The sequence below is a fragment of the Steroidobacter sp. genome, assembly GCF_036402275.1.
Classification (GTDB): domain Bacteria; phylum Pseudomonadota; class Gammaproteobacteria; order Steroidobacterales; family Steroidobacteraceae; genus Steroidobacter.
Genome location: NZ_DASWTF010000015.1, coordinates 1 through 23601, shown reverse-complemented (window position 1 = coordinate 23601; position 23601 = coordinate 1). Strand labels below are relative to the sequence as shown.

The window sequence follows — 23601 nt, the reverse complement described above, 5'->3', positions numbered from 1 at the left end:
CACCCAATGGATGGGTCTCCATGAGCTTCGATCAACCCTGGGCCGTCGCGACGGGCATGGCGTCGTCGAGGAGGCCGCGTTGCAGGGCGCGGTTGACGGCGCTCAGTACGGCGAGCAGCGAGGCGGTCACGATGTTCTCGTGGTAGCCGACGCCGAATAGCGTGGCGCGGGCCGGGGTCGTGATTTCAACGAAGGCCATGGCTTTGGCGCCGCTGCCGGTGCCCACCGAGTGCTCTTCATAGGAAAGCACGTCGAACCGCAGGCCGAGGGCGTCGACGATGGCGTCGATGGGGCCGTTGCCTTCGCCATGAAGGAGTGCGCCCTGGCCGTTGCATTTCAGCTTCAGAGACAGGCGCTCGACCTCGTGCTGATCGCGCAGCGAAGTGAGTTGGTGGCCGCCGTAAACATACGTGCCGTTGTCACCCAGGAACTCCTGCTGGAACAACGCCCAGATCTGTTCGGACGAGAGCTCCTTGCCGGTCGCGTCGGTGACTGCCTGAACCACCTGGCTGAACTCGATCTGCAAACGCCGCGGCATGGTGATGCCGTAGTCGCGCTCGAGCAGATAGGCGATGCCGCCCTTGCCCGACTGGCTGTTCACGCGGATGACTGACTCGTAAGTCCGGCCCACGTCGCGCGGATCGATCGGGAGATACGGCACTTCCCACAAATCGCCGTCGCGACGGGCGGCGAAACCTTTCTTGATCGCGTCCTGATGCGAACCCGAGAAGGCTGTGAACACCAGATCGCCGACGTAAGGATGACGCGGATGAATCGGCAGCTGATTGCAATGCTCGGCAATGCGCGCCGCTTCGTTGATGTTGGAAAAGTCCAGGCCCGGATTAACGCCCTGCGTGTAGAGATTCAACGCGAGCGTGACGACATCGACGTTGCCCGTGCGCTCGCCGTTGCCGAACAGCGTGCCTTCCACGCGATCGGCGCCCGCCATCATGCCGAGCTCGGCCGCGGCCACGCCCGTGCCACGATCGTTATGCGGATGCAGGGACAGAATGATGCAGTCACGATTTTTCACGTGACGGAGGAACCATTCGATCTGGTCGGCATAAATATTCGGCGTCGCCATCTCGACGGTGGCCGGCAGGTTAATGATCGCCTTGCGTTCCGGCGTGGGTTGCAACACCGCGTTCACGGCGTCGCAGATCTCCACCGCGAAATCCAGCTCGGTGCCGGTGAAGCTTTCTGGGCTGTACTCGAAGCGCCATTCCGTCTCGGGATGGCGGTCGGCATGCTCACGTACGCACTGAGCGGCCTTCACGGCGATATCGATGATGCCGGCGCGATCCAGTCCGAACACCACGCGCCGCTGCACTGTGGAGGTGGAATTGTAGAAATGAACGATGGCCCGTCGCGCGCCGCGCAGCGACTCGAACGTGCGGGCGATCAACTCCGGGCGACACTGCACGAGCACCTGGATGGTTACGTCATCCGGAATCAGGTTCTGCTCGATGAGCTCGCGCACGAAATCGAAGTCGGTCTGGGAAGCGGCCGGAAAGCCCACTTCGATTTCCTTGAAGCCGGTCTTCACCAGCAGATCGAACATGCGGCGTTTGCGGGCGCCGTCCATGGGTTCGATCAGCGCCTGGTTGCCGTCCCGCAGGTCGACGCTGCACCACTGGGGTGGCGCGCTGATGACCTTGTTGGGCCAGGTCCGATCCGGCAGCGGAATGGGAGCGAACGAACGATATTTGCTTGAAGGTTCCTGCAACATGGTGCCGTTTCCTTATCGCAGCTGACGCCGACCTGCCGGAGATGATGTGCCTGCCCGGGGTCCTCGTCCGCCGCTGAGAGCGAGACAAACTCAAGGACTTTTTTTAGCGCCGATCCCAGATCCCATTTCAGGGGGGAGGCGGAAGGGTGAAGTTGTGCGTCTAGCGACGCAGGTGCAGGCGCGCACGCAGCAGCCCACTGCCATGGGGGGGCAGAGCAGACATTTGCTGGATCGTACGCATGTGCATGAATCTAGCAGGGCCCCTCCGCGAAACGCAAGTTGTTCCTGCGGCATTCCGTGATGGCCGTCGTCTCGGGTAGGGGAACTGCTCCCCTGGCCCTTGGGTTGGTTGGGTATGGTGCAACGGACCAACCCCAGGAGGAGCCGCTGGAGCGCGGTGACGATGACCGCGATCCTGGCTTGGACCCTGGCCTCGACGGTCGACCCCGCGGTGGCTCAGGAGCCGCCGTTCCAGATCGTCTGGGTCGTGATCGGCGAAGCGGCGAGCGCGTCCGACAAGTCTCCGGCGTACGCCGGACGACAGCTGTTCGTGGCCTCCGACCTGGTCTCGAAAAGTCTCGCCAACGTCAAAGTGGAGCAGGTCGAGGTGGAGCCCGCTGTCCAGGTGCTCGAGCTCGGCAAACGCTTGTGTGTGACGCAGATGAGCATTCGCGCGGCCGGCCCGGGCAATGAGCCGGTCGCGGGAGCGCCGTTGTCGATCTCGATTCGGCAGGATCACAAGCAACGCCTCGGCCTGAAGCGCTCACGTCGCAATATTTGTTTGCAACCGACCGAGGCCGGCGAATATCCCGTTCGTCTCACAAGCATGTTGCCAGCGCGCGATGGCACGATGCGTGGCGCGCAAGTGTACATACGGGTAAACGACAGGGATAAAACAAACGATGCCACCGCCATCGACATTCCCTGACGCAAAACAAACGATCGCTTAGCGACATTGGCCTTTCGGGCCGTTCGCAAAATTCACGCGTTGTTCACGAGCGCTATCACCGTGCCGTCACGAGCGGAGCGCAAGCTATCCAGCATGAGAAACAAGCATTCACTGCGCGACTGCATTGCCGCATTCAATCCTGCGATTGACGGCTCCGCATTGCTGTCGCGCAGTTGGGGGCGCGCTGGAAAACGTTTGCAACTGTGGAGTACGACTCGTGAACATACATACCAGGCTAGTCGGCGCTTTCGGCGCCATCTTCATGTCTTTGACGGCGGCCATGCTGGTGGCTGCGCTGTTCGATGTTTCTTTCAATACGTCTGAGACAGTCGACGGCAGGCGCGGCACGGTGACGATTCAGCAGATCGCGGTGAGCGACACCGACCCGGTTCGTCACATGTAAGGACACGCGAGATGATTTCGAAGCAGTAGCCCAGGGACGGGCGACACCGCCCAGACCGTCTTTCCCGCCCCAGCGCCCACCGTGCGCTCAGCGCAGCGACAAAATTTGCAGCCAGTTCCGGCTGCGATCGCCGAAGACCAGGAAGTGCGGATTCAATAGATCCGCTTTGGTGTTGTAGCGAAGTTGCTCGCCATCTGTTTTGACGACCGCGCCGCCGGCGGCTTCAACCACCGCTTGCGCGGCGGCCGTGTCCCATTCGCTAGTGGGGCCGAAGCGCGGATAAAAGTCCGCGCTGCCTTCCGCAACCAGGCAGAACTTCAGGGAGCTGCCGACCGCGACCAATTCATAGGGACCGAGCTTCGGCAGATATTTATCCAACGAGTCGCCACGATGTGAGCGACTGCCGACGATGCGGAGCGGGCTCGCGGCCGGGGCTTGAACGCGCAGCGGCTCGGGCGCTTGCGCATCGACCTGACGGAACGCGCCGACGCCGGTCGCGCCTGTATAGGTGGTGCTCGTAACCGGCACATGCACGACGCCGAGCACGGGCACGTGATTTTCGATCAGTGCAATGTTGACGGTGAATTCGCCATTGCGGGACACGAACTCCTTCGTGCCATCGAGCGGATCGACCAGCCAGTAACGCCGCCATTCACGACGCTGCTCGAAAGGAATGTCGCTGGCTTCTTCGGACAGCACCGGGACATCCGGTGTCAGACTACGCAGTCCCTGGGAAATGATCTCGTGCGAGCGCAGGTCGGCCACGGTCAGCGGCGACTGATCGCTCTTGTGAGTGACTTCGAACTGCTCGCTGTAAACACTCAGGATGGCATCGCCGGCCCGCTGAGCCAGCTTCACCACGTCGGCTAACAGTCCCGAGTGCGCCACGCGTGCTTCCTTACAAGCCGGACAACTCGTCCGCCGGATACAGCATACCCGCGTCCCGCAGCTGATTCATGATCTGCTCGGCCGCAGCCTCCGGAGAGTACAGCGCTGTGCGTAAGTGAATCTCGGGATGCTCGGGCGCTTCGTAAGGCGAATCGATGCCGGTGAAGTTTTGCAGCTCGCCGCGACGGGCCTTCTTGTACAGGCCCTTCGGATCGCGCTTCTCTGCTTCTTCGAGCGGCGTGTCGACGAACACTTCGAAGAATTCTCCCGGCTGCATCAACTCGCGCGCCAGGCGACGCTCGGAGCGGAACGGAGAAATGAACGACACCAGCACGATCAGGCCCGCGTCCACCATGAGCTTGGACACTTCGGCGACGCGACGAATGTTTTCGACGCGATCCGCATCCGTAAAGCCCAGGTCTTTGTTCAAGCCGTGGCGCACGTTGTCACCATCGAGCGTGTACGTATGCCGGCCGAGCGAGTGCAGGCGCTTCTCGACCAGGTTCGCGACCGTCGATTTACCCGCACCCGACAAGCCGGTGAACCACAGCACGCAAGCCCGCTGACCTTTCAGCGCCGCGCGCGCCGGCTTGTTCACATCGAGCGCTTGCCAGTGAATGTTTTCAGCACGACGCAGCGCGAAGCTGAGCAGTCCCGCGCCGACGGTATCGTTCGTGATCTTGTCGATCAGGATGAAGCCGCCGGTCTCGCGATTGTCGGTGTATGCATCGAAGGCCACCGGGCGATCGAGGCTCAGGTTGCACACGCCGATCTCGTTGAGCTCCAGCTGCTTCGCGGCCAGATGCTCCAGCGTGTTGACGTTCACCTTGTACTTCGGCGCAGTGATGCTGCCGGTCACGGTGCGTGCGCCGAGCTTGATCAGATAAGGCCGGCCCGGAAGCATCGGCTCGTCGTGCATCCAGATGATGGTCGATTGGAATTGATCGGCCACCGCCGGCGGCGATTCGGCCGCCGCAATGACGTCACCGCGACTGATGTCGACTTCGTCGGCCAATGTCAGCGTGATCGATTGACCCGCGACCGCCTGCTCCAGGTCGCCGTCATGAGTAACGATGCGTGCGACTGTGCTCGTGCGCCCGGAAGGCAACGCGCGAATCTTATCGCCCTTGCGAATCACGCCGCTGGAGATGGTGCCCGCGAAACCGCGAAAGTCCTGATTCGGCCGGTTCACCCACTGCACGGGCAACCGGAACGGCCGCTGCTGCAAATCGTCTTCGATCTCGACGGACTCGAGATATGACATCAAGGTCGGACCCTGATACCACGGCGTGTTGGCGCTGGGCTCGAGCATGTTGTCACCGCGCAATGCCGAGAGCGGCACGGCCACGATGTTGTCCAGGCCGATCTGCGCCGCGAAGTCGCGATACTCGGCGACGATGGTGTCGAAAATCTGCTGTGAGTAGCCGACCAGGTCCATCTTGTTGATGGCCAGCACGACATGCTTGATGCCGAGCAGAGACACGATGTAGCTGTGCCGGCGCGTCTGCGTGAGCACGCCTTTGCGACCGTCGATCAAGATGACTGCGACGTCGGCTGTCGACGCGCCGGTCACCATGTTACGCGTGTACTGCTCATGCCCCGGCGTGTCGGCGACGATGAATTTGCGTCGGTCGGTCGAGAAGAAGCGATACGCGACGTCGATGGTGATGCCTTGCTCGCGCTCGGCGGCCAGGCCGTCCACCAGCAGCGCGAAATCCAACTCGCCGCCTTGCGTGCCGACCTTCTTGGAATCGGCTTCCAGCGCGGTGAGCTGATCCTCGAAAATCATTTTGGATTCGTACAGCAGCCGGCCGATCAGGGTCGACTTGCCGTCATCGACGCTGCCGCAGGTGATGAACCGCAGCAGGCTCTTGTGCTCGTGGGACTTCAGGTAGGCCTGAATGTCGGTGGCGATCAGATCGGACTTGTGGGCCATTAGAAATAGCCCTCCTGCTTCTTCTTTTCCATCGACGCGGCGCTGTCGTGATCGATCACGCGGCCCTGTCGTTCCGAGCTGGTGGTCAGCAGCATCTCCTGAATGATCTCGGGCAGCGTGGCCGCCTCGCTCTCAACCGCTCCCGTCAGCGGGTAGCAGCCCAGCGTGCGGAAGCGCACGGACTTCAGTTCGGGCCTCTCTCCGTCGCGCAGAGGCATGCGGTCGTCGTCGACCATGATCAACGCGCCGTCGCGGCGGACCACCGGGCGCATGGCGGAGAAATACAGGGGCACGATGGGAATCTTTTCCAGATAGATGTATTGCCAGATATCCAGCTCGGTCCAGTTGGAGAGCGGGAACACGCGCAGGCTTTCGCCCTTGTTCTTGCGAGCGTTGTACTGACGCCAGAGCTCGGGGCGCTGGCGCTTAGGATCCCAGCGATGCTGGGCCGAGCGGAACGAGAACACGCGCTCCTTGGCGCGGGACTTCTCTTCATCGCGACGCGCGCCGCCGAAGGCCGCGTCGAAACCGTATTTATCCAGCGCCTGCTTCAGGCCCTGGGTCTTCATCACGTCGGTGTGCACGGCCGAGCCATGGGTGAACGGGCCGATGCCGCGGGCCAGGCCGTCCTGATTGATGTGCACCAGCAGATCCAGGCCGAGCTGCCCGGCCATGCGATCGCGGAAGGCGATCATCTCCCGGAACTTCCAGGTGGTGTCCACGTGCAGCAGCGGGAACGGCGGCTTGGCCGGATAGAATGCCTTCATCGCCAGGTGCAGCATCACCGAGCTGTCCTTGCCGATGGAGTACAGCATCACGGGCCGCTCGCACTCGGCCACGACCTCGCGGAGGATGTGAATGGATTCGGCTTCGAGTCTTTGTAAATGAGTCAGTCTGGTCATCGCGTGCGAAACATCCCGCCAGTTCGAATCCCGGTCGCCTGGCCGCAAAAGTGCATGCGGATCCCGGCCGGCGCGGGCGACAAATTGTGCGTTAACGGCCTGTGACTGCATATCGCAACTGGTACGGCGCCGCTCACAGATGGTTATAAGCAAGTCACCGCGCTGACCGCGCGCCCGCGCAGGGGGCTAAAAACACGGCCTTTTCAGATACATATGCTTACAATCTTGTAACACTACTTGGCACGGGGCCGTGCTGAACTTGCATCCTGGCGCGGCGCCTGACTCCACGCCAGCCCACTGGCCGGCCATTTGTGTCGTGTCCCGGCCATCACGAACCCGTCTTCAGCATGCCAATGACGCTCTCACAACTCCGCCCGGCAGCGCCGTCGAATTCGGCAGGAACGACAGACCGCGTCCCCGTGTTCCGCCCGCTGGTCGCGCTGGCCGTGTCGATATCGTTGGCCGGTTGCGCCGTGGGGCCAGACTATCGAGCGCCGCGGACGGTCACTCCGGATCAGTGGCACGAGCTGCCCCAGACCGGAGTTCGCGTTGAATCCCCCGACGCCCCCTCTCTGGCGGCGTGGTGGACCAGCCTGAACGATCCGCAACTGAACGAATTGATCGAACGCGCGCTGGCCGACAACAAGACCGTCAAGCAGGCGTATGCCCGCGTGGTCCAGGCGCGCGCGCAACGGGCCATCGCCGGCTCGGGCTTCTGGCCGAGCATCGGCGCGTCGACCAGCGCCAGCCGCAGCGAGTCCGAAGGCAACTTCAACGAGCGGGGCGAGGCAGTCAGCACGGTCGGCGAAAGTTACAGCGCCGGGTTCAGTGCCAGTTGGGAATTGGATCTTTTCGGAGGTCAGCGGCGCTCGTACGAGGCCGCAACGGCGCAACTCGCCGCTACCGAAGCGGAGCTGCGCGACGTGCTGGTCGTCCTTCTGGGCGACGTGGCGCTGAGTTACGTCGGGGTCCGGACGGCCCAATCGCGCCTCGATTTCGCCGAGCGCAATCTGGAGTCGCAGCGTGAAGCATTGGATATGACGCGGTGGCGCGCGCAAGCCGGCCTGACCACGGTGCTCGATGTCGAGCAGGCGAATACCAATTACGAGCAGACCCGCTCGCAGATTCCCTTGCTGGAATCCAGCCTGGTTCAGAACATGAACCGGCTCGCCGTGCTCACCGGGCAGACCCCTGGCGCGCTCGAAGCGTCGCTGCAGGACCGTAAGCCCATTCCGATCGCACCTGTCGATATCGTCGCAGGTGTTCCAGCCGATGTACTGCGGCGTCGACCGGATATTCGCAGCGCCGAACGTCAGCTGGCGGCGCAGACTGCGCAGGTTGGCGTGGCAACCGCGGCGTTGTATCCGAGCTTGTCGCTGAATGGCTCGATCACCTGGCAGTCGCTCACGGCCAGCGATTTGCTCGACGGCTTCAAGAACGAGCGCAGCGGCGTGTCTCTGAGCCTGCCGATTTTCAACGGCGGCGCGCTCCGCCAGAACATCAAGGTGCAGAACGCGCTGGTCGATCAGGCGCTGGCCTCGTACGAGTCCATCGTGCTGGCGGCGTATGAGGAAGTCGAAAACGCGCTGGATTCCTGGACCAGCGAGCAGCGTCGGCATCGAGCGCTGGTCGAGGCGGTCGCAAGCGGGCGTCGCGCGGCCGAGCTGGCGCGGGTCCAGTACAACTCCGGGCTGGTCGATTTCGAAAGCGTGTTGACGGCGGATCGCCAGCTGCTGTCGCTGGAAGACTCGCTCGCGGTCAGCGATGGCGAGATGACTTCCAATCTGATTCGTCTGTACAAGGCGCTCGGCGGTGGCTGGTCGGTGTTCCCGGCGGCGACCTGAATATCGCAAGGCTTCCATGGATACTGAAACCACCAACTCCACCGATCTGTCTCACACCCTGAGAGCCGGGCTCGAAGGGCCGCCGCCGTGGCAGCGCTATCTGAAGTGGGGCGTGCTCGCGATCGTCGTCATCGCGGCCGCGTATTTCACGTTCGGTCGCGGCGGCTCCAAAGAAACGTCCTATGTGACTCAGGACGTCGTCACCGGCGATCTGACCGTCAGCGTTACGGCCACCGGTAATCTCGAGCCGCGCAATCAAGTCGAAATCGGCAGCGAGCTGTCCGGCACGGTGGCCAAGGTCAATGTCGACGTGAACGACGAGGTCAAAGCCGGACAGGTGCTCGCCGTGCTCGACACCACGCGCTTGAGGGCGCAGGTGCTGCAGGCGGAGAGCTCGCTGGCGTCGGCCGAGGCGCGCGTGTTGCAAGCGGATGCGGGCGCGAAGGAAGCCAAGGCCAATTTCGCGCGGCTGCAGAAAGTGCGTGAGTTGAGCGGCAACAAGCTGCCGTCGCAACAGGATCTCGACGTGTCCGAGGCCGCCGCGGCGCGAGCCGATGGTGAATTGGCGGCGGCCAAGGCGGCCGTCGCTCAGGCGCGCGCCAGTCTCGAAACCATCAAGACGGATCTCGGCAAGACGGAGATTCGCTCGCCCATCAACGGCGTGATCCTGGTGCGCTCCGTCGAGCCCGGTCAGACCGTGGCTGCGTCGTTTTCAGCGCCGGTGCTGTTCATCATGGCGGAAGATCTGAAAAAGATGGAGCTGCACGTGTCGGTGGACGAGGCCGACGTGGGCTCGGTCGAGGTTGGCCAGGAAGCATCGTTCACCGTCGACGCCTATCCCAACCGGCGCTTCAACGCGCACATCACGCAGGTGCACTTTGCGTCGAGCAATACCAAGTCGAGCGCGTCCTCCTCTTCGTCGAGCAGTTCGAGCTCGAGCGCGACTTCGACGGGCGTCGTGACGTATGAGACCGTCCTCGAAGTCGACAATCCGGAGCTGCTGTTGCGCCCGGGCATGACAGCGACGGCCGAGATTGTCACGACTCACATCAACGATGCGGTGCTCGTGCCGAACGCAGCGTTGCGCTTCACGCCGGAAACACCGCAGGCTAACCCGCAGGGCGGCGGTGGTCCGCTGTCGATGATCATGCCGAGGATGCGGTTCGGCGGTCCTCGCGGACAGCAACAACAAGGGCCGGGCCGTCGCATGGGCCGCGCGTACATTCTCGAAGAGGGCAAACCGGCGCTGGTGATGTTCCGTGCCGGCGCGACCGATGGCCGCATGACTCAAGTGCTGCCGTTCGAGCGGCCGCCGAATGGTCAAGAAGGTGGCATGCGTATGCGTGGTCCCGAGGGCGGTGGCGGCATGCGTCCTCCCGAAGGTGGCGGCATGCGTATCAACGGGCCGGGCGCTCCCGCTTTGAGTCCGGAAGAAATGAAAAAGGCGTTCGAGCGCAAGCTCGAGCCGGGCACCAAAGTCATCGTCGATTCCGGAGCGCCGGCGCCGTGACCGGCATGCCTTCCAGTCCGACGCCCGTCATCGATCTGTCGCAAGTGACCAAGATCTATGGTCACGGCGAGGGCGAAGTGCGCGCCTTGCGCGGCATCGATTTGACCATCCATCCCGGCGAGTTCGTCGCCGTGATGGGGCCCAGCGGCTCCGGCAAGTCGACGTGCATGAACATTCTGGGCTGCCTCGATACACCGACCGGCGGTACTTATAAGTTCCTCGGCGTGCCCGTGGGCACGATGAACGCCGATCAACGCGCGCTGCTGCGGCGGAATTATCTGGGCTTCGTGTTCCAGGGCTTCAATCTGCTCAGTCGAACGACGGCGCTCGAGAATGTCGAGTTGCCGCTGGTGTATCGGCACGTGCCGAAGGAGCAGCGTCGCGCCATGGCGCGCAAGGCGTTGCACGAAGTCGGATTGGCTGGACGTGAAACTCACGTGCCGAGTCAGCTATCGGGCGGTCAGCAACAGCGCGTGGCGATTGCACGCGCGATCGTGTCGCAGCCCCAGGTGCTGTTCGCCGACGAGCCCACGGGTAATCTCGATACGGCCACCAGCGCGGAAATCATGAAGCTGCTGACGAGCTTGAACGAGCAGCGCGGCATCACCATCGCGATGGTCACGCACGAGCCGGACATCGCCGCCTGGACCCGACGCGTCGTTCGATTCCGCGATGGTCACATCGAAAGCGATCAGGCCAACGAGCCGGTGCGGGAACTGTAATGTTCGCTAACGCCATCGTCCTCGCGCTGCGCGAGATCCGCCGCAACGTCCTGCGCTCGACGCTGACTATTCTCGGCATCGTCATCGGCGTCGGCGCGGTGATCACCATGGTCACCATCGGCGAAGGCGCGACTGCGCAAGTGCAGGCCGACATCCAGAAGCTCGGTTCCAACCTGCTGCAAGTCTTTCGCGGCCAGGGCTTCGGCGGACCGGGCGGCGCGCGCTCGTCGTCGCCGCCGTTCACCATGGACGATGTCGAGGCGGTCAAGAACGAGATCAGCGGTGTGCGCACGGTCGCTCCAGCCGCGAACACGAGCGCTCAGGCGATCTATGGAAACGCAAATTGGTCGACCATGGTCACCGGCAGCGACGATCAATACATTTCGGTGCGCGACTGGCCGCTTGCCAGTGGCCGCAACTTTTCCGAATCGGAGCTGCGCGCCGGCGCGGCCGTATGCATCCTCGGCGCCACGCCGCAACGCGAACTGTTCGGCCAGGAAGATCCCCTGGGCACGAGCATTCGCCTGAAGACCCTGTCCTGCCAGGTCATCGGCACGTTGAGCTCCAAGGGACAGTCCGGCTTCGGCCAGGACCAGGACGATCTGGTGCTGGTGCCGCTGCGAACGTTACAACGACGCATGGTGGGTAACGCCGACGTCAATTCCATCATGGTGTCGGCGCGCGACGGCGTGTCGACGGAAAAGGTACAAGCGGACCTCGAACGACTGATGCGCGAGCGGCGAAAAATTCGGCCTGGCGCGGACGACGATTTCAACGTGCGCGACCTGAAGGAAATCAGCAGCGCCATGACGCAGACCACCCGCGTGCTCACGAGCCTGCTGGCCGCGGTGGCGGCGGTCAGCTTGCTGGTCGGCGGCGTCGGCATCATGAACATCATGCTCGTGTCCGTGACCGAACGAACGCGTGAAATCGGTACACGCCTGGCGGTGGGCGCCATGGCGCGTGATGTACTACTGCAATTCCTGATCGAAGCGGTCACGCTAGCGGCGTTCGGCGGCGTCATCGGCATCGTGCTGGGATTGAGCGCGGGCGCGCTCGCGACCAATGCGTTCAATGTGCCCTTCGTGCTGAACCCTGGCATCGTGGTGCTATCCTTCGCTTTCTCCGCCGCAGTAGGCATCGTGTTCGGTTACTTCCCTGCACGGCGCGCCGCGCAGCTCGATCCCATCGAGGCGCTACGGCACGAGTAGCAGGGGTCCAGATGGGTGAGGGTCATGCCATCACGCTCTGCGATCGTCTTGTGTGCGCTCTTGCTGTCGGGATGCGGCACGCTGCCGGATGGCAAGGGCTGGGGTGAAGAAGCGACCCTGGTTCCCGGCTGGCAACGGATACAAACATCGGCCGTGAATGCCGCCAAGGATCCCTGGACCTGGGGTCCGCTGCTCGGCGCGGCCGCATTTCAAATCGACAACCTCGATCGCCGCACGTCGGATTGGGCACGCGAGCACACACCAGTGTTCGGTTCACAGAGCAGCGCCGAGCAGTGGAGCGACGATCTGCGCTCTGCTTCCGCCTTCGCTCACCGCGTCACCATTCTTGCGACACCCAGCGGCGATGAGCCGGACGAGTGGCTGCTCAACAAACTCAAAGGCACGCTGGTCGACATGGCCGCCGTGAGTGCGACCGGTCAGATCACCAATCGAATGAAAAAAGGCTTCGATCGGGAACGTCCCAATGGGCTCGCCGGCGAAAGCTTCCCGTCCGGACACACGTCTTCGTCGGCCGTGCATACGAGGCTCGCGTCTCGCAATCTGCAATCGATCGAGATGTACGACGGCACGCGTGTCGCACTCGACGTCGGATTGCATGCGCTCACCATCGGCACGTCGTGGGCGCGAATCGAAGCAGGCTGGCATTACCCGGCGGACACGCTGTTTAGCATGGCGCTCGGCAACTTCGTCGCCTCCTTTATCAATGACGCGTTCATGGGATTGTCCGCGCCGGACTCGACGCTGGCATTGCAGCCGGTCGAGGGTGGCGCGGTGATTCGGATGCACTTGCGGTTCTAGCACGAAGGAGGACAATCTTCGCTCCCCGTTCCCGGCTCTCAGCACACTAATCATGAAAACCCGCGCCGCTGTCGCCTTCGCCGCTGGCAAGCCCCTCGAAGTCATGACTCTGGACCTGGATGGGCCGCGTGACGGCGAGGTGCTGGTGGAGATCAAGGCGTCGGGCGTATGTCACACCGATGAGTTCACGCGCTCGGGCGCGGACCCCGAAGGTTTGTTCCCGGCGATCTTCGGTCACGAAGGCGCGGGCGTCGTGGTCGACGTGGGACGCGGCGTGACTTCGTTGAAGAAGGGCGATCACGTCATTCCGCTGTACACGCCGGAGTGTCGGCAATGTAAGTCGTGCCTGTCACAGAAGACCAACTTGTGCACGGCCATCCGCGCCACGCAAGGTAAGGGGCTGATGCCGGACGGCACCAGCCGCTTTTCCATCGGTAAGGACATGGTCCATCACTACATGGGCTGCTCCACATTCTCCAACTACACCGTGATGCCGGAGATCGCGCTCGCCAAGATCCGCGAGGACGCGCCATTCGAGAAGGTTTGCTACATCGGTTGCGGTGTCACCACGGGCATCGGCGCCGTCATCAACACCGCTAAGGTGGAGCCGGGCGCCAACGTCGTCGTCTTCGGGTTGGGCGGCATCGGCTTGAATGTGATTCAAGGCGCGCGCCTGGCCGGAGCGAACAAAATCGTCGGCGTCGATATCAATCCGGCGCGCAAGGCGCTGGCCGAGCAGTTCGGCATGACTCATTTCGTCAATCCCAAGGAGGTCGAGGGCGACCTCGTGCCTTACCTCGTGTCGCTCACCGACGGCGGCGCGGATTACAGTTTCGAATGCGTGGGCAACGTCGACCTGATGCGTCAGGCGCTGGAGTGCTGTCATCGCGGCTGGGGCGAGTCGATCATCATCGGCGTGGCCGGCGCGGGGCAGGAGATCAAGACGCGTCCGTTCCAGCTGGTCACGGGCCGGGTCTGGAAGGGCACGGCGTTCGGCGGCGCGCGTGGACGTACCGATGTGCCCAAGATCGTCGACTGGTATATGGACGGTAAGATCAAGATCGACGAGCTCATTACCCACAAGATGCCGCTCGATGACATCAACCAGGCGTTCGACCTGATGCATTCGGGCGAGTCCATTCGGTCGGTGGTCGTCTATTAGAGGAGATCGCGTCATGACACTCAATCTCGTCTCGGAACATGCCTGTTTCGGTGGCTGGGTGCGTTTTTATTCGCATGAGTCGCGTGAGTGTCGGACCGAGATGAAATTTTCCGTGTACCTGCCGCCGCAGGCGGAGAAGGGCAAGGCGCCAGTGCTGTATTACCTCGCCGGCCTCACTTGCACGGATGAAACATTCATCATGAAGGCGGGCGCGCAGCGTGTCGCCGCCGAGCTTGGAATGATCCTGGTCGCGCCGGACACCAGTCCGCGCAAAGTGCGCTTCCCTGGCGACGACGCCAGCTGGGATTTCGGCATCGCGGCCGGGTTCTACGTCGACTCCACTCAGGCGCCGTGGTCGCAGAATTATCGGATGTATAGCTATGTGACGCGCGAGTTGCCGGAGATCGTGCAGTCGCTCGGGCCTGCGCGCATGGACCGGCAAGGCATCTTTGGACATTCGATGGGCGGTCACGGGGCGCTCGTCTGCGCGTTCCGCAATCCGAAGCAGTATCTCTCAGTGTCGGCGTTCGCGCCGATCTCGTCGCCCTCGCAAGTGCCCTGGGGCATCAAGGCGTTCAGCGGCTATCTGGGCGAGGATCGCAATGCCTGGAAGGAATATGACGCCAGCGAGTTGATTCGCAAGCAGCGGTATCCGCGGCCCATCCTCATCGATCAGGGGTCGCGCGATAAATTCCTCGAGGAGCAATTGAAACCGGATCTGTTCGCCGACGCTGTCAGGGAGTCAGGCAGCGAGCTGCATTTCCGGATGCATCCGGGCTACGACCACGGCTATTATTTCATCTCAACGTTCATGGAAGACCATTTGCGGCACCATGGCCGCCAGCTGCTGACTTGACCGGCGCGTCGAGGCCACGACTTCCCGGGTGGTTGATTCTGGTTGCGGCGATGACCGCCGTCGGGCCGGTCTCGATCGACATGTATTTGCCCGGCTTCCCCGCCATCGAGCGCGAGTTCGGCGAGCGCGGCGTCGAAGTGACGATGGCGGCGTTCATCATCGGCATCGCCATCGGTCAGCTGTTCTACGGACCCATCAGCGACCGCTTCGGTCGCAAGCCGCCGCTGTACTTTGGGTTCGGCGTTTATATGATCGGCGCGCTGGGATGTGCGCTGGCGGTCAACATGACGATGCTCACGGTGATGCGCGTCGTCCAGGCGTTGGGCGGGTGCGCGGGTTTGGTCATTGGTCGCGCGATCGTGCGAGATCGCTGTGAGCCTCACGAAGCGGCGCGAGCGTTTACTACGCTGACGATGATCGTTGCCCTTGGGCCGGTGCTCGCGCCGGCTGTGGGCGGGTTGATTGTTACTTACTTGGGTTGGCGCGCGACGTTCGTCGTCCAGGCCCTGCTGGCGCTGACGTTGATGCTCACCATGCACAACGTGCTGAGGGAGTCCAATGTCACTCGCGATCCCAACGTGAGCTTTGGTGACATCCTTCGTAACTACGGCCGGCTGACTCGCGATCGCCACTTCATGGCTTTATCGCTGCTGCTCGGCTTCTCCATGACGTCGATGTTTTGTTACGTGACCGGCGCACCCCGAGTGATCACGGAGAACTATGGCTTGTCGGCGCAGCAGTTCGGCGCACTGATCGGGTTGAATGGATTGGCGTTCATGTCCGCGAGCATGCTCAACATGCGCGCCTTGCGAACGATGACGCCGCGTCAGGTGCTGTCGCGCTATGTCTGGGCTTCGCCCGTGCTGGGCTTTATTTTGCTCGCCCTCAGTTTCTTATTCCATTTGCCGCTGTGGGCGGTGGTCTCGCTGCAGCTGTTGTTCTTCCTCAGCGTCGGCCGCGTCAGCCCCAATGTTTCTGCTTTAGCGCTCGCCCCTCACGGCCGCAACGCCGGCACCGCCTCCGCCTTGATGGGCGCCACCCAATCCACCCTCACCACCTGCGGCGGTCTCGCCGTCGCCGCCTTCAACAACGGCGCCGTCCACACCCTCGCTGCGATCATGACCACTGGCGCATCTCTAGCGTTGCTGTGCTATCTCTGGGTGCGGCGGACGCTGCCCTAGCACGATCTCGATATCTCGAATTCGTTTGTTAGCTTTGTTATTTATAAAATTCAGGTCGCTACACACACGCGCACGGCCATAGGCTTCGTGCATGCCATCGCGACTTCACGAAGCGCTAGTCTACTTGTTCCGTCTCCGCCCACAGCTGGCGCTCGACCTGCTCCGCGATAAAGTGTGCGGAGGGCTGCCGCGCTACACCGACGTCAAGATCGAGTCAGCAGATCTTTCCGAGATACAGCCCACGGAATATCGCGCGGATCTCGTACTATCGATTTCGAATGGCAAGCCCGTGCTCTGCGTCATTCTCGAGGTGCAGCTGTCGATCGATGGCAGCAAGCGATATTCTTGGCCCGTATACGTGGCTACCTTGCGCGCGCGGTGGCGCTGCCCGGTTTGTTTGCTCGTAGTCTGCAAGGACATGGACGTGGCCAGGTGGGCTGAACAACCCATCCCTATAGGCTGCGCCAACGTTTTCATTCCACGAGTTGTTCTGCCGGACGAAATCCCGGCAATTGCCGACTCAGCGAGCGGGGAAATAGCTCCGGAGCTGGCGATACTATCGGCAGTGGCGCATGGTCGCGATCCGAATGTCGCGAAGGCCGCACAAATCGCGACCATTGCGTTGGGGGTCAGCGCCAAGCTCGACGCTGACTGGTCCAATCTGTACTTTGACGTGATCCTGGATGCACTGAGTGAGGCCGCCCGTACGGCGGTGCAGAACATGCTCCCATTCAAGTATGAGTATCAGAGCGACTTTGCGAAGCGCTATTTCACGCAAGGTCGATCGGAAGGATGCGTGGAAGGACGCGCGGCGTTGATTACGCGTCAGCTCAACGCGCGGTTCGGCCCGCTGACTGAAGAAGTAAAACAGCGGATAGCCGCCAGCTCCATCGAGGAACTGGACGCGATCGGCGATCGATTGCTGACCGCGGCGAGCCTGGAGGAAGCGCTAACTCCGAAAAGCTAGCTCGTCACCTTCAGCGCGGCCTGCCGCGGCCGGTCCGCTGAGTGAGGAAGTGAAGGACCACATCGCGTCCAGATCCAGCGAGGAACTGGACGCGATTGGCGATCGCTTGTTGGCCGCCGGAAGTCTACAGGCAGTCTTGCGAAACTAGCTCAGGTCCAGCCTTCCAGCTTTGCTTCCATCGTGATTTCCGCTTTGAGCAGGCGCGAGATGGGGCAGTTGGCCTTGGCGGCTTCGGCGGCTTTGAGGAAGTCGGGTGGGGTGGAGCCGGGGACTTTGGCGCGGACTTTCAGGTGGACGGCGGTGACGGTGAAGCCGGCGTCGGTTTTAAGCAAGGTCACGGCAGCTTCGGTCTGAATGTTTTCAGGGGTCTTACCCTCGTTGCCGAGTTGGGCGGACAGGGCCATGCTGAAGCAGCCGGCGTGGGCGGCGGCGATCAGTTCTTCGGGGTTGGTGCCTTTGCCTTCCTCGAAGCGGGTCGAAAAGGAATATTGAGTATCGCTGAGCACGCCGCTCTCGGTAGAGATGGCGCCCTTGCCGTCTTTCAAGCCGCCTTTCCAGACGGCGGATGCAGTGCGTTTCATGCCGTTGCTCCAGAGGAAGTAGGTTGGGACTCGACGATGGTGATGGTATGAGAAAGCTCAGCCGTCTTCGCCATGATGGCGCTCGCCGAGCAATATTTCTCCGCCGACAGCTGCACGGCGCGCTCGACTTTCTTGCGGTCGAGCGCGTGTCCGGTGACCGTGTAGTGCATGACGATCTTGGTGAAGACTTTGGGGTCGGTGGTGGCGCGCTCGGCGTCGATGTCGACGACGCAATCGGTCACCGCCTCGCGCCCTCGCTTCAAGATCAGCATGACGTCGAAGGCGGAACAGCCGCCGAGTCCGAGTAACAACATCTCCATCGGCCGAAACCCGAGATTCCGTCCGCCCGCGTCGGGTGCGCCGTCCATCACGACGGTATGTCCCGACCCGGACTCGCCGAGGAACATCACGTCCTGCACCCACTTGATGCGCGCCTTCATCAGCTAATCCCGCCCATGCAGAGATACTTGATCTCGAGATAGTCGTCGATGCCGTACTTGGAGCCTTCGCGACCGATGCCGCTCTCCTTCACGCCGCCGAAAGGTGCGACTTCGGTGGAGATGATGCCTTCGTTGATGCCGACGATGCCGCTCTCCAGCGCTTCCGCCACGCGCCAGACACGCGCGATGTCACGGCTATAGAAATAAGCGGCGAGTCCGAACTCGGTGGAGTTCGCCAGCCGAATCACTTCTTCCTCGGTCTCGAACTTCATCAGCGGCGCCACCGGCCCGAATGTTTCTTCGCGCAAGACCAGCATGTCCGCCTTGATGCCCGTCAGCACCGTGGGCACATAGAAGTGACCGTTGCCATCGGCGCGCTTCCCGCCGACGACAACCTTCGCGCCCTTGCTCACAGCATCGCGCACGTGCTCTTCGACCTTCGCGATGGCTTTCTCTTCGATCAGCGGCCCGATAACCGTGCCTTGATCCAAGCCGTTGCCCACCTTCATGGAAGACACCTTCTCGGCCAGGCGCGCGGCGAAGCGATCGTAGATGCCGCTTTGGACGTAAATGCGATTGGCGCACACGCACGTCTGGCCGGCATTGCGATACTTCGAGGCGATCGCGCCATTCACGGCCGCTTCCAGATCCGCATCGTCGAACACGATGAACGGCGCGTTGCCGCCCAGCTCCAAAGAAACTTTCTTCACCGTGCCGGCGCACTGAGACATGAGCAGCTTGCCCACCGGCGTGGACCCGGTGAAGCTCAGCTTGCGCACCAACGGATTGCTGGTGAATTCGCCACCGATCGGCTTCGGATCGCCCGTGACCACCGAAAGGATTCCCGACGGCAACCCCGCACGCTCCGCGAGCACGCACAACGCGAGTGCAGAGAAAGGAGTGAGCTCGGACGGTTTGATGACCATGGTGCAGCCCGCCGCCAGCGCCGGGCCGGCCTTGCGAGTGATCATGGCCGTGGGGAAGTTCCAAGGCGTGATCGCGGCCGTGACGCCGATGGGCTGCTTCAACACGACGATACGCTTGTCCGTGCCGTGCGCGGGAATCACGTCGCCATAAGCGCGCTTACCTTCTTCGGCGAACCATTCGATGAATGAAGCGGCGTACGCAATCTCGCCGCGGCTTTCCGCCAGCGGCTTGCCCTGCTCGACGGTCATGAGCACGGCGAGATCTTCCTGATTCGCCATGATCAGATCGAACCATTTGCGCAGCAGCTGTGCGCGCACCTTCGCAGTGCGCGAGCGCCAGTCGGCCAGCGCCTTGTCCGCGGCCTCGATGGCTTCCCGCGCTTCCTTCGCGCCGCAGTTCGGCACGGTGCCGACGAGCTGACCGTTGGCGGGATTGAAGACTTGTTTCACCTCGCCGCCGGCTGCATCCACCCAACGCCCACCGACGAAGGCTTGCTGGCGAAACAGACTGGGATCGCGAAGGGACAACGTGCTCTGAGGGGCGGCGGCCATGGAATGCTCCGACTGGAAATAAGGGTCAGCGCGGCGAATCAATCGTCGACCAGCTGCTGACCGGGGAACAATGCTTCGTTGAAACCGAAATTGCGCAGATCGCGGATGCGCATGGGATAGAGGATGCCGTGCAAGTGATCGACTTCGTGTTGCACGACCCGGGCGTGAAAGCCCTCGACGGTGCGATCGATGGGCCGGCCCTGCGGATCGAAGCCGCGATAGCGCAGCTTCGTGTAACGAGGCACCACGCCGCGCATGCCGGGAACGGACAGGCAGCCCTCCCAGCCATCTTCCATCGCGTCGGTCTGCGGCTCCAGCACGGGATTGATCAGCTCGGTGTAAGGCACTTCTTCGGCCTGCGGATAGCGCGGATTCTTGCCCACGCCAAAGATCACGACTTGGAGCGATGTGCCAATCTGCGGGGCGGCGATGCCCGCGCCGTTCAGCGCGGCCATGGTGTCTTTCATATCCTGGAGCAGCGCGCGCAGCTCGGGCGTGTCGAAGTGCTCCACAGGCTTCGCCACCTGCAGCAGCACGGGATCACCCATTCTCAAGACCGGACGGACAGCCATGTTACAAATCGAACGTTAAAAACCGGCGACACCACCGCATCGCCATCGTAACCTATCTGACCCAAATCGCCTGTCATCCAACTGTCACCGCATGTCTTCAACACCCCATGTTCTGGTGCTCGCTGCCGGCGCTTCAAGGCGTCTGGGTCAGCCGAAACAGCTGGTGAAGCTGGCCGGTCGGCCGGCGCTGCACATCGTGGTGTCCAATGCCGTGGCCGTGGCCGGCCATGCCGTCACCGTCGTGGTCGGCGCGCATGCCCGTGAGATGACCCATCTGCTGGCCCATTCGCCCGCCTCGGTGATCGTCAATCGCCACTGGGAAGAAGGCATGGCGTCGTCGCTGCGCTTCGGGGTCGCGTCGTTGCCGCCGGCGTGTCATGCAGTGATGGTGCTGTTGGGCGATCAGGTCGCCGTTACCGCGGACGATTTGAAGCGACTGGTCAGCGCATGGAAAGGCGAGGAGAGCATGATCGCGGCCAGCGTGTACGATCAGCGCGTCGGCGTGCCAGCGATTTTTCCGCGCTTGAGCTTCAGCGAGCTGGCCGAGCTGCGCGGCGATCAAGGCGCGCGCATGGTGCTCGAACGAAACAACTATCGGCTGACGCGCGTGCCCATGGCGAACGCGGCCATCGATCTGGATACCCCGGAAGATCTCGCCCTGCTCACGGAACGTTTTCAGCGGCCGGAATCGACCTACAGCGCCCCCACCCCGGAGAGCTAGCGCTTGCGCGTCGTCGTCATTCTGCTGCTGATCGCGTTCGTCATCGCCGTGATCTGGCTGCGCGCCAGGCGCAAGCGCTGAGTTACCCAGCGACTGCCGGGGAAACATCGCCAGTCGTTCAGCCGTTACCTCTAGGAACGTCGCTTCAGAGGTAGTGCGTCATGCAGGAGTTTTTCCAACAGCACTTCGTCGCCGTGGTGATACTGCTGGCGCTGGCGATCGCGCTGACCATTTTCGTGTTCCGCAAACGGCTGTTCGAGCGGGGCTATCGCAAGGGCGAAGCCGCCAATCCAGGCAAAGTGAAGGACCAGAACCGGCCCGACGAGTGGAGCCGCAGTCACTGACGCGGCTCGCCCCTATAGAGGTTGAGGCGACGGAGCCTGCACCCCTAATGCGGCCAGCGCATTGATCAGCATGGACGCCGTGTACGGTTTGACCAGCACGCCGATGCGCTTGTCGGCCGCGAATTTGTCCTTCAACTCGCGCTCGCTGCGACCGCTGGCGATCAGGATGGGCAGGCTTTGCCGCTGGGCCCGCATTTCCGCGGCGAGCTGGTCGCCAGACCGATCCGGCAAGCCCATGTCTACGATGACCGCTGCGACATCTGGCGCCCCGGCCAACGCGGCCGTCGCCTCTCCGGCGTCGCCCGCCTGCAGTACCTGAAAGCCGGAATCCTCGAGGGCGTCCACCGCAAACATCCGCACCAGCATCTCGTCTTCGACGATGAGAACGCGAGCGGGTCCTGACTGCGTATCTGTCATGGATCTTTGGTTGTCTTCTTACTTGCCTGGCTGCCACCATGGCGACCCGGCGCGCTGAGCGGCGCAGTGTACTGCAGTCCGCGCACCCTGCGTATAACCTACGGTAAAGCCTAAGAAAAGTACGTCATAACGCACTTCTTGTAAGTATTTCAGTCACAATCATGAAGCACCTTGGGAGCGACGCGGAACTTTCTACACGAGCAGCGCATTTGGTGGTCTGCGCCGCGACCTGGCTCGAAACAACGACATATTCTCAAGGTGCCGCGAGTTAGGGGCAGTAGGTGTGGCCGCAGGGTGGAAAACCGCGGTCATTGGGCGCGATATATTTCCGGGAGTAGCGGCGCGGTGGACGTGCTCATCGCATGCAAATGAATTCCGATTCTTCCGCAACGGACGCCGTCACCCGGGTGCTGCGCGTATTGATCGTCGAAGACGAATCGCTGGTCAGCCTGTTTCTGCAAGGCGTGTTGCGGGACCTGGGCCATGAAGTCAGCGGCATCGCTCCTTCATTGAGGACGGCCTTGGCCTTCGCGGCCGGCACGCCGACGGACCTGGCGATCGTGGACGTCGGCCTGGCCGGCGACGGCGGGGACGGCATCGATGCCGCCATCGCCTTGCGCGCCCGGCACGGCATCCCGGCTTTGCTGATGACCGGAGCGCCCCTGGCGTCGTTGGGCGACCGGGTCAAGGACGCACAACCTCTGGGCTTCCTCGCGAAGCCCTATACCGAAGCGGACGTGGAACGAGCGTTGATCGCGGCAGTGGCTCAGCTGCCGCCCCGCGACTAAACAACGCCATCCACCCCGCGTCTGGATCGTCGACGGGTGAGTAAATGGCCCAAGCTGTAATCGAGACCGCGGCTTCACTGGACCGCGGCGACATCCTCAAGGCGTTGCGCATGCTGAAGCGCGGCGACTTCTCTGTCCGCCTGCCCATGGATATGGCCGGAATCGATGGCGAGATCGCCACGACCTTCAACGACGTGGTCGAGCTCAACGACTCCATGACCCGGGAGTTCGCCCGGCTGCGCGAAATGATCGGCCGCGAAGGCCGCATCTCCGAACGCGCCCGCCTCAACACCGCCAGCGGCAGCTGGTCGCACTGTATCGACTCGGTGAACGGCCTGGTCGGCGAAATGGCCTATCCCGTATCCGAAGTGGCGCGCGTCATCGGCGCCGTCGCGAACGGCGACCTGTCGCAGACCATGAATCTCGAAGTCGACGGCCGGCCGATGCGAGGCGAGTACCTGCGCATCAGCACTTCCGTGAACACCATGGTGGATCAGCTCGCCTCGTTCGCTTCCGAAGTGACGCGTGTGGCGCGCGAAGTGGGTACGGATGGCAAACTCGGCGGTCAGGCGCACGTGAAAGGCGTCGCCGGCACCTGGAAGGACCTCACCGACTCGGTGAACCACATGGCCGCCAACCTGACCGGCCAGGTGCGAAACATCGCCGAAGTCACCACCGCGGTGGCGAGCGGTAATCTTTCCAAAAAAATCACCGTCGACGTCAAAGGCGAAATGCTGGAGCTGAAGAACACCGTGAACACCATGGTGGACCAGCTCAATTCGTTCGCGTCCGAAGTGACGCGCGTGGCGCGCGAAGTGGGTACGGAAGGCAAGCTCGGCGGCCAGGCGAAAGTGGAAGGCGTCGCCGGCACCTGGAAGGACCTCACCGATAACGTGAACCACATGGCCGCGAACCTGACCGGCCAGGTCCGAAACATCGCCGAGGTCACTACCGCGGTGGCGAGCGGCAATCTTTCCAAGAAAATTACCGTCGATGCGCGCGGCGAAATTCTGGAGCTGAAGAGCACCGTGAATACCATGGTGGACCAGCTCAACTCGTTCGCCTCCGAAGTGACGCGCGTGGCGCGCGAAGTGGGTACGGAAGGCAAGCTCGGCGGCCAGGCGAAAGTGGAAGGCGTCGCCGGCACCTGGAAGGACCTCACCGATAACGTGAACCACATG

The 23601-nt window shown here is 62.5% G+C and carries 24 protein-coding genes; 15 read left to right on the top strand and 9 right to left on the bottom strand.

The features are described from left to right. Positions 1 to 31: 31 nt before the first annotated feature. Complete coding sequence (leuA, locus tag VGD45_RS08480) at positions 32 to 1729, bottom strand: 2-isopropylmalate synthase (protein ID WP_331154853.1); 1698 nt, start codon at positions 1727 to 1729, stop codon at positions 32 to 34. 403 nt (positions 1730 to 2132) lie between these two features. Between leuA and VGD45_RS08475 the strand changes: the two genes are divergently transcribed. Together VGD45_RS08475 and VGD45_RS08470 are read left to right on the top strand one after the other, a co-directional pair. Beyond that, positions 2133 to 2657: a hypothetical protein gene (locus VGD45_RS08475; protein ID WP_331154852.1), complete on the top strand. Its 525-nt coding sequence runs from the start codon at positions 2133 to 2135 to the stop codon at positions 2655 to 2657. A gap of 238 nt (positions 2658 to 2895) precedes the next feature. Beyond that, entirely contained in the window at positions 2896 to 3081 is a 186-nt protein-coding gene (locus VGD45_RS08470; RefSeq protein ID WP_331154851.1) for a hypothetical protein, read from the top strand. Between the two features lie 87 nt (positions 3082 to 3168). On the opposite strand, the gene cysQ is transcribed toward VGD45_RS08470, so the two are convergent. From cysQ to cysD, 3 genes are read right to left on the bottom strand one after another with little or no spacing between them, the layout of a single operon-like run. Then, complete coding sequence (gene cysQ, locus VGD45_RS08465) at positions 3169 to 3969, bottom strand: 3'(2'),5'-bisphosphate nucleotidase CysQ (RefSeq protein ID WP_331154850.1); 801 nt, start codon at positions 3967 to 3969, stop codon at positions 3169 to 3171. A 10-nt stretch (positions 3970 to 3979) separates the two neighbouring features. Beyond that, positions 3980 to 5905, bottom strand: coding sequence for a sulfate adenylyltransferase subunit CysN (gene cysN, locus VGD45_RS08460; RefSeq protein WP_331154849.1), 1926 nt, complete (start codon positions 5903 to 5905; stop codon positions 3980 to 3982). Further along, entirely contained in the window at positions 5905 to 6807 is a 903-nt protein-coding gene (gene cysD, locus VGD45_RS08455; protein ID WP_331154848.1) for a sulfate adenylyltransferase subunit CysD, read from the bottom strand. The genes cysN and cysD overlap by 1 nt, the downstream gene beginning before the upstream one ends. Positions 6808 to 7160: 353 nt before the next feature. Between cysD and VGD45_RS08450 the strand changes: the two genes are divergently transcribed. The 9 genes from VGD45_RS08450 to VGD45_RS08410 all read left to right on the top strand — a co-directional run bounded on the left by VGD45_RS08450 (position 7161) and on the right by VGD45_RS08410 (position 17079). Beyond that, positions 7161 to 8651, top strand: a complete 1491-nt coding sequence (locus VGD45_RS08450) for an efflux transporter outer membrane subunit (RefSeq protein ID WP_331154847.1) — start codon at positions 7161 to 7163, stop codon at positions 8649 to 8651. A gap of 16 nt (positions 8652 to 8667) precedes the next feature. Continuing rightward, positions 8668 to 10161, top strand: a complete 1494-nt coding sequence (locus tag VGD45_RS08445) for an efflux RND transporter periplasmic adaptor subunit (RefSeq protein WP_331154846.1) — start codon at positions 8668 to 8670, stop codon at positions 10159 to 10161. A 5-nt stretch (positions 10162 to 10166) separates the two neighbouring features. Next, entirely contained in the window at positions 10167 to 10883 is a 717-nt protein-coding gene (locus tag VGD45_RS08440; protein WP_331154845.1) for an ABC transporter ATP-binding protein, read from the top strand. After that, a complete protein-coding gene (locus VGD45_RS08435) occupies positions 10883 to 12094 on the top strand; it encodes an ABC transporter permease (protein WP_331154844.1) in 1212 nt (403 codons plus the stop codon). The genes VGD45_RS08440 and VGD45_RS08435 overlap by 1 nt, the downstream gene beginning before the upstream one ends. 24 nt (positions 12095 to 12118) lie before the next feature. Next, positions 12119 to 12913 (top strand): phosphatase PAP2 family protein, encoded by a 795-nt coding sequence (locus VGD45_RS08430; RefSeq protein ID WP_331154843.1) that lies wholly within the window; start codon positions 12119 to 12121, stop codon positions 12911 to 12913. A 52-nt stretch (positions 12914 to 12965) separates the two neighbouring features. Next, positions 12966 to 14075, top strand: coding sequence for an S-(hydroxymethyl)glutathione dehydrogenase/class III alcohol dehydrogenase (locus VGD45_RS08425; RefSeq protein ID WP_331154842.1), 1110 nt, complete (start codon positions 12966 to 12968; stop codon positions 14073 to 14075). Positions 14076 to 14088: 13 nt separating this feature from the next. Beyond that, positions 14089 to 14931 (top strand): S-formylglutathione hydrolase, encoded by an 843-nt coding sequence (gene fghA, locus VGD45_RS08420; RefSeq protein WP_331154841.1) that lies wholly within the window; start codon positions 14089 to 14091, stop codon positions 14929 to 14931. Continuing rightward, complete coding sequence (locus VGD45_RS08415) at positions 14928 to 16112, top strand: multidrug effflux MFS transporter (RefSeq protein ID WP_331154840.1); 1185 nt, start codon at positions 14928 to 14930, stop codon at positions 16110 to 16112. Before fghA ends, VGD45_RS08415 begins: the two co-directional genes overlap by 4 nt. Before the next feature lie 310 nt (positions 16113 to 16422). After that, the gene (locus tag VGD45_RS08410; protein WP_331154839.1) at positions 16423 to 17079 is read left to right on the top strand and encodes a DUF4351 domain-containing protein; all 657 of its coding nucleotides are present in this window, start codon (positions 16423 to 16425) and stop codon (positions 17077 to 17079) included. A gap of 149 nt (positions 17080 to 17228) precedes the next feature. Here the strand turns inward: VGD45_RS08410 and VGD45_RS08405 are convergent, their stop codons facing one another. Genes VGD45_RS08405 through def form a run of 4 tightly spaced genes read right to left on the bottom strand, consistent with a single transcriptional unit; the run spans position 17229 to position 20150 of the window. Beyond that, entirely contained in the window at positions 17229 to 17660 is a 432-nt protein-coding gene (locus VGD45_RS08405; protein ID WP_331154838.1) for an OsmC family protein, read from the bottom strand. Then, positions 17657 to 18100 carry an OsmC family protein gene (locus VGD45_RS08400; RefSeq protein ID WP_331154837.1) on the bottom strand — a complete coding sequence of 148 codons (444 nt, stop codon included), beginning with the start codon at positions 18098 to 18100 and terminating at the stop codon, positions 17657 to 17659. The genes VGD45_RS08405 and VGD45_RS08400 overlap by 4 nt, the downstream gene beginning before the upstream one ends. Then, entirely contained in the window at positions 18100 to 19578 is a 1479-nt protein-coding gene (gene gabD, locus VGD45_RS08395) for an NADP-dependent succinate-semialdehyde dehydrogenase (protein ID WP_331154836.1), read from the bottom strand. Before gabD ends, VGD45_RS08400 begins: the two co-directional genes overlap by 1 nt. A 38-nt stretch (positions 19579 to 19616) precedes the next feature. Beyond that, entirely contained in the window at positions 19617 to 20150 is a 534-nt protein-coding gene (def, locus tag VGD45_RS08390) for a peptide deformylase (RefSeq protein ID WP_331154835.1), read from the bottom strand. 91 nt (positions 20151 to 20241) lie between these two features. Here def and VGD45_RS08385 point away from each other — a divergent pair, with 91 nt between their 5' ends. Further along, positions 20242 to 20871, top strand: a complete 630-nt coding sequence (locus tag VGD45_RS08385; protein WP_331154834.1) for a nucleotidyltransferase family protein — start codon at positions 20242 to 20244, stop codon at positions 20869 to 20871. Positions 20872 to 21032: 161 nt separating this feature from the next. After that, positions 21033 to 21215 carry a hypothetical protein gene (locus VGD45_RS08380; RefSeq protein ID WP_331154833.1) on the top strand — a complete coding sequence of 61 codons (183 nt, stop codon included), beginning with the start codon at positions 21033 to 21035 and terminating at the stop codon, positions 21213 to 21215. Positions 21216 to 21227: 12 nt separating this feature from the next. Here VGD45_RS08380 and VGD45_RS08375 read toward each other — a convergent pair whose 3' ends face one another. Next, on the bottom strand, positions 21228 to 21632 hold the full coding sequence (locus VGD45_RS08375; protein WP_331154832.1) for a response regulator: 405 nt from the start codon (positions 21630 to 21632) through the stop codon (positions 21228 to 21230). A 362-nt stretch (positions 21633 to 21994) separates the two neighbouring features. Between VGD45_RS08375 and VGD45_RS08370 the strand changes: the two genes are divergently transcribed. Together VGD45_RS08370 and VGD45_RS08365 are read left to right on the top strand one after the other, a co-directional pair. Next, complete coding sequence (locus VGD45_RS08370; RefSeq protein ID WP_331154831.1) at positions 21995 to 22420, top strand: response regulator; 426 nt, start codon at positions 21995 to 21997, stop codon at positions 22418 to 22420. A 44-nt stretch (positions 22421 to 22464) separates the two neighbouring features. Then, the coding region (locus VGD45_RS08365; RefSeq protein ID WP_331154830.1) for a HAMP domain-containing protein at positions 22465 to 23601 on the top strand (1137 nt) is incomplete at its 3' end.

Bases quoted from the DNA above. Each gene is read 5' to 3' on its own strand.
- leuA (WP_331154853.1), bottom strand. From the start codon at position 1,729: ATGTTGCAGGAACCTTCAAGCAAATATCGTTCGTTCGCTCCCATTCCG.
- VGD45_RS08475 (WP_331154852.1), top strand. From the start codon at position 2,133: ATGACCGCGATCCTGGCTTGGACCCTGGCCTCGACGGTCGACCCCGCG.
- cysN (WP_331154849.1), bottom strand. From the start codon at position 5,905: ATGGCCCACAAGTCCGATCTGATCGCCACCGACATTCAGGCCTACCTG.
- cysD (WP_331154848.1), bottom strand. From the start codon at position 6,807: ATGACCAGACTGACTCATTTACAAAGACTCGAAGCCGAATCCATTCAC.
- VGD45_RS08450 (WP_331154847.1), top strand. From the start codon at position 7,161: ATGACGCTCTCACAACTCCGCCCGGCAGCGCCGTCGAATTCGGCAGGA.
- VGD45_RS08445 (WP_331154846.1), top strand. From the start codon at position 8,668: ATGGATACTGAAACCACCAACTCCACCGATCTGTCTCACACCCTGAGA.
- VGD45_RS08440 (WP_331154845.1), top strand. From the start codon at position 10,167: ATGCCTTCCAGTCCGACGCCCGTCATCGATCTGTCGCAAGTGACCAAG.
- VGD45_RS08435 (WP_331154844.1), top strand. From the start codon at position 10,883: ATGTTCGCTAACGCCATCGTCCTCGCGCTGCGCGAGATCCGCCGCAAC.
- VGD45_RS08430 (WP_331154843.1), top strand. From the start codon at position 12,119: ATGCCATCACGCTCTGCGATCGTCTTGTGTGCGCTCTTGCTGTCGGGA.
- VGD45_RS08425 (WP_331154842.1), top strand. From the start codon at position 12,966: ATGAAAACCCGCGCCGCTGTCGCCTTCGCCGCTGGCAAGCCCCTCGAA.
- fghA (WP_331154841.1), top strand. From the start codon at position 14,089: ATGACACTCAATCTCGTCTCGGAACATGCCTGTTTCGGTGGCTGGGTG.
- VGD45_RS08405 (WP_331154838.1), bottom strand. From the start codon at position 17,660: ATGAAACGCACTGCATCCGCCGTCTGGAAAGGCGGCTTGAAAGACGGC.
- VGD45_RS08400 (WP_331154837.1), bottom strand. From the start codon at position 18,100: ATGAAGGCGCGCATCAAGTGGGTGCAGGACGTGATGTTCCTCGGCGAG.
- gabD (WP_331154836.1), bottom strand. From the start codon at position 19,578: ATGGCCGCCGCCCCTCAGAGCACGTTGTCCCTTCGCGATCCCAGTCTG.
- def (WP_331154835.1), bottom strand. From the start codon at position 20,150: ATGGCTGTCCGTCCGGTCTTGAGAATGGGTGATCCCGTGCTGCTGCAG.
- VGD45_RS08385 (WP_331154834.1), top strand. From the start codon at position 20,242: ATGTCTTCAACACCCCATGTTCTGGTGCTCGCTGCCGGCGCTTCAAGG.
- VGD45_RS08380 (WP_331154833.1), top strand. From the start codon at position 21,033: ATGCAGGAGTTTTTCCAACAGCACTTCGTCGCCGTGGTGATACTGCTG.
- VGD45_RS08375 (WP_331154832.1), bottom strand. From the start codon at position 21,632: ATGACAGATACGCAGTCAGGACCCGCTCGCGTTCTCATCGTCGAAGAC.
- VGD45_RS08370 (WP_331154831.1), top strand. From the start codon at position 21,995: ATGCAAATGAATTCCGATTCTTCCGCAACGGACGCCGTCACCCGGGTG.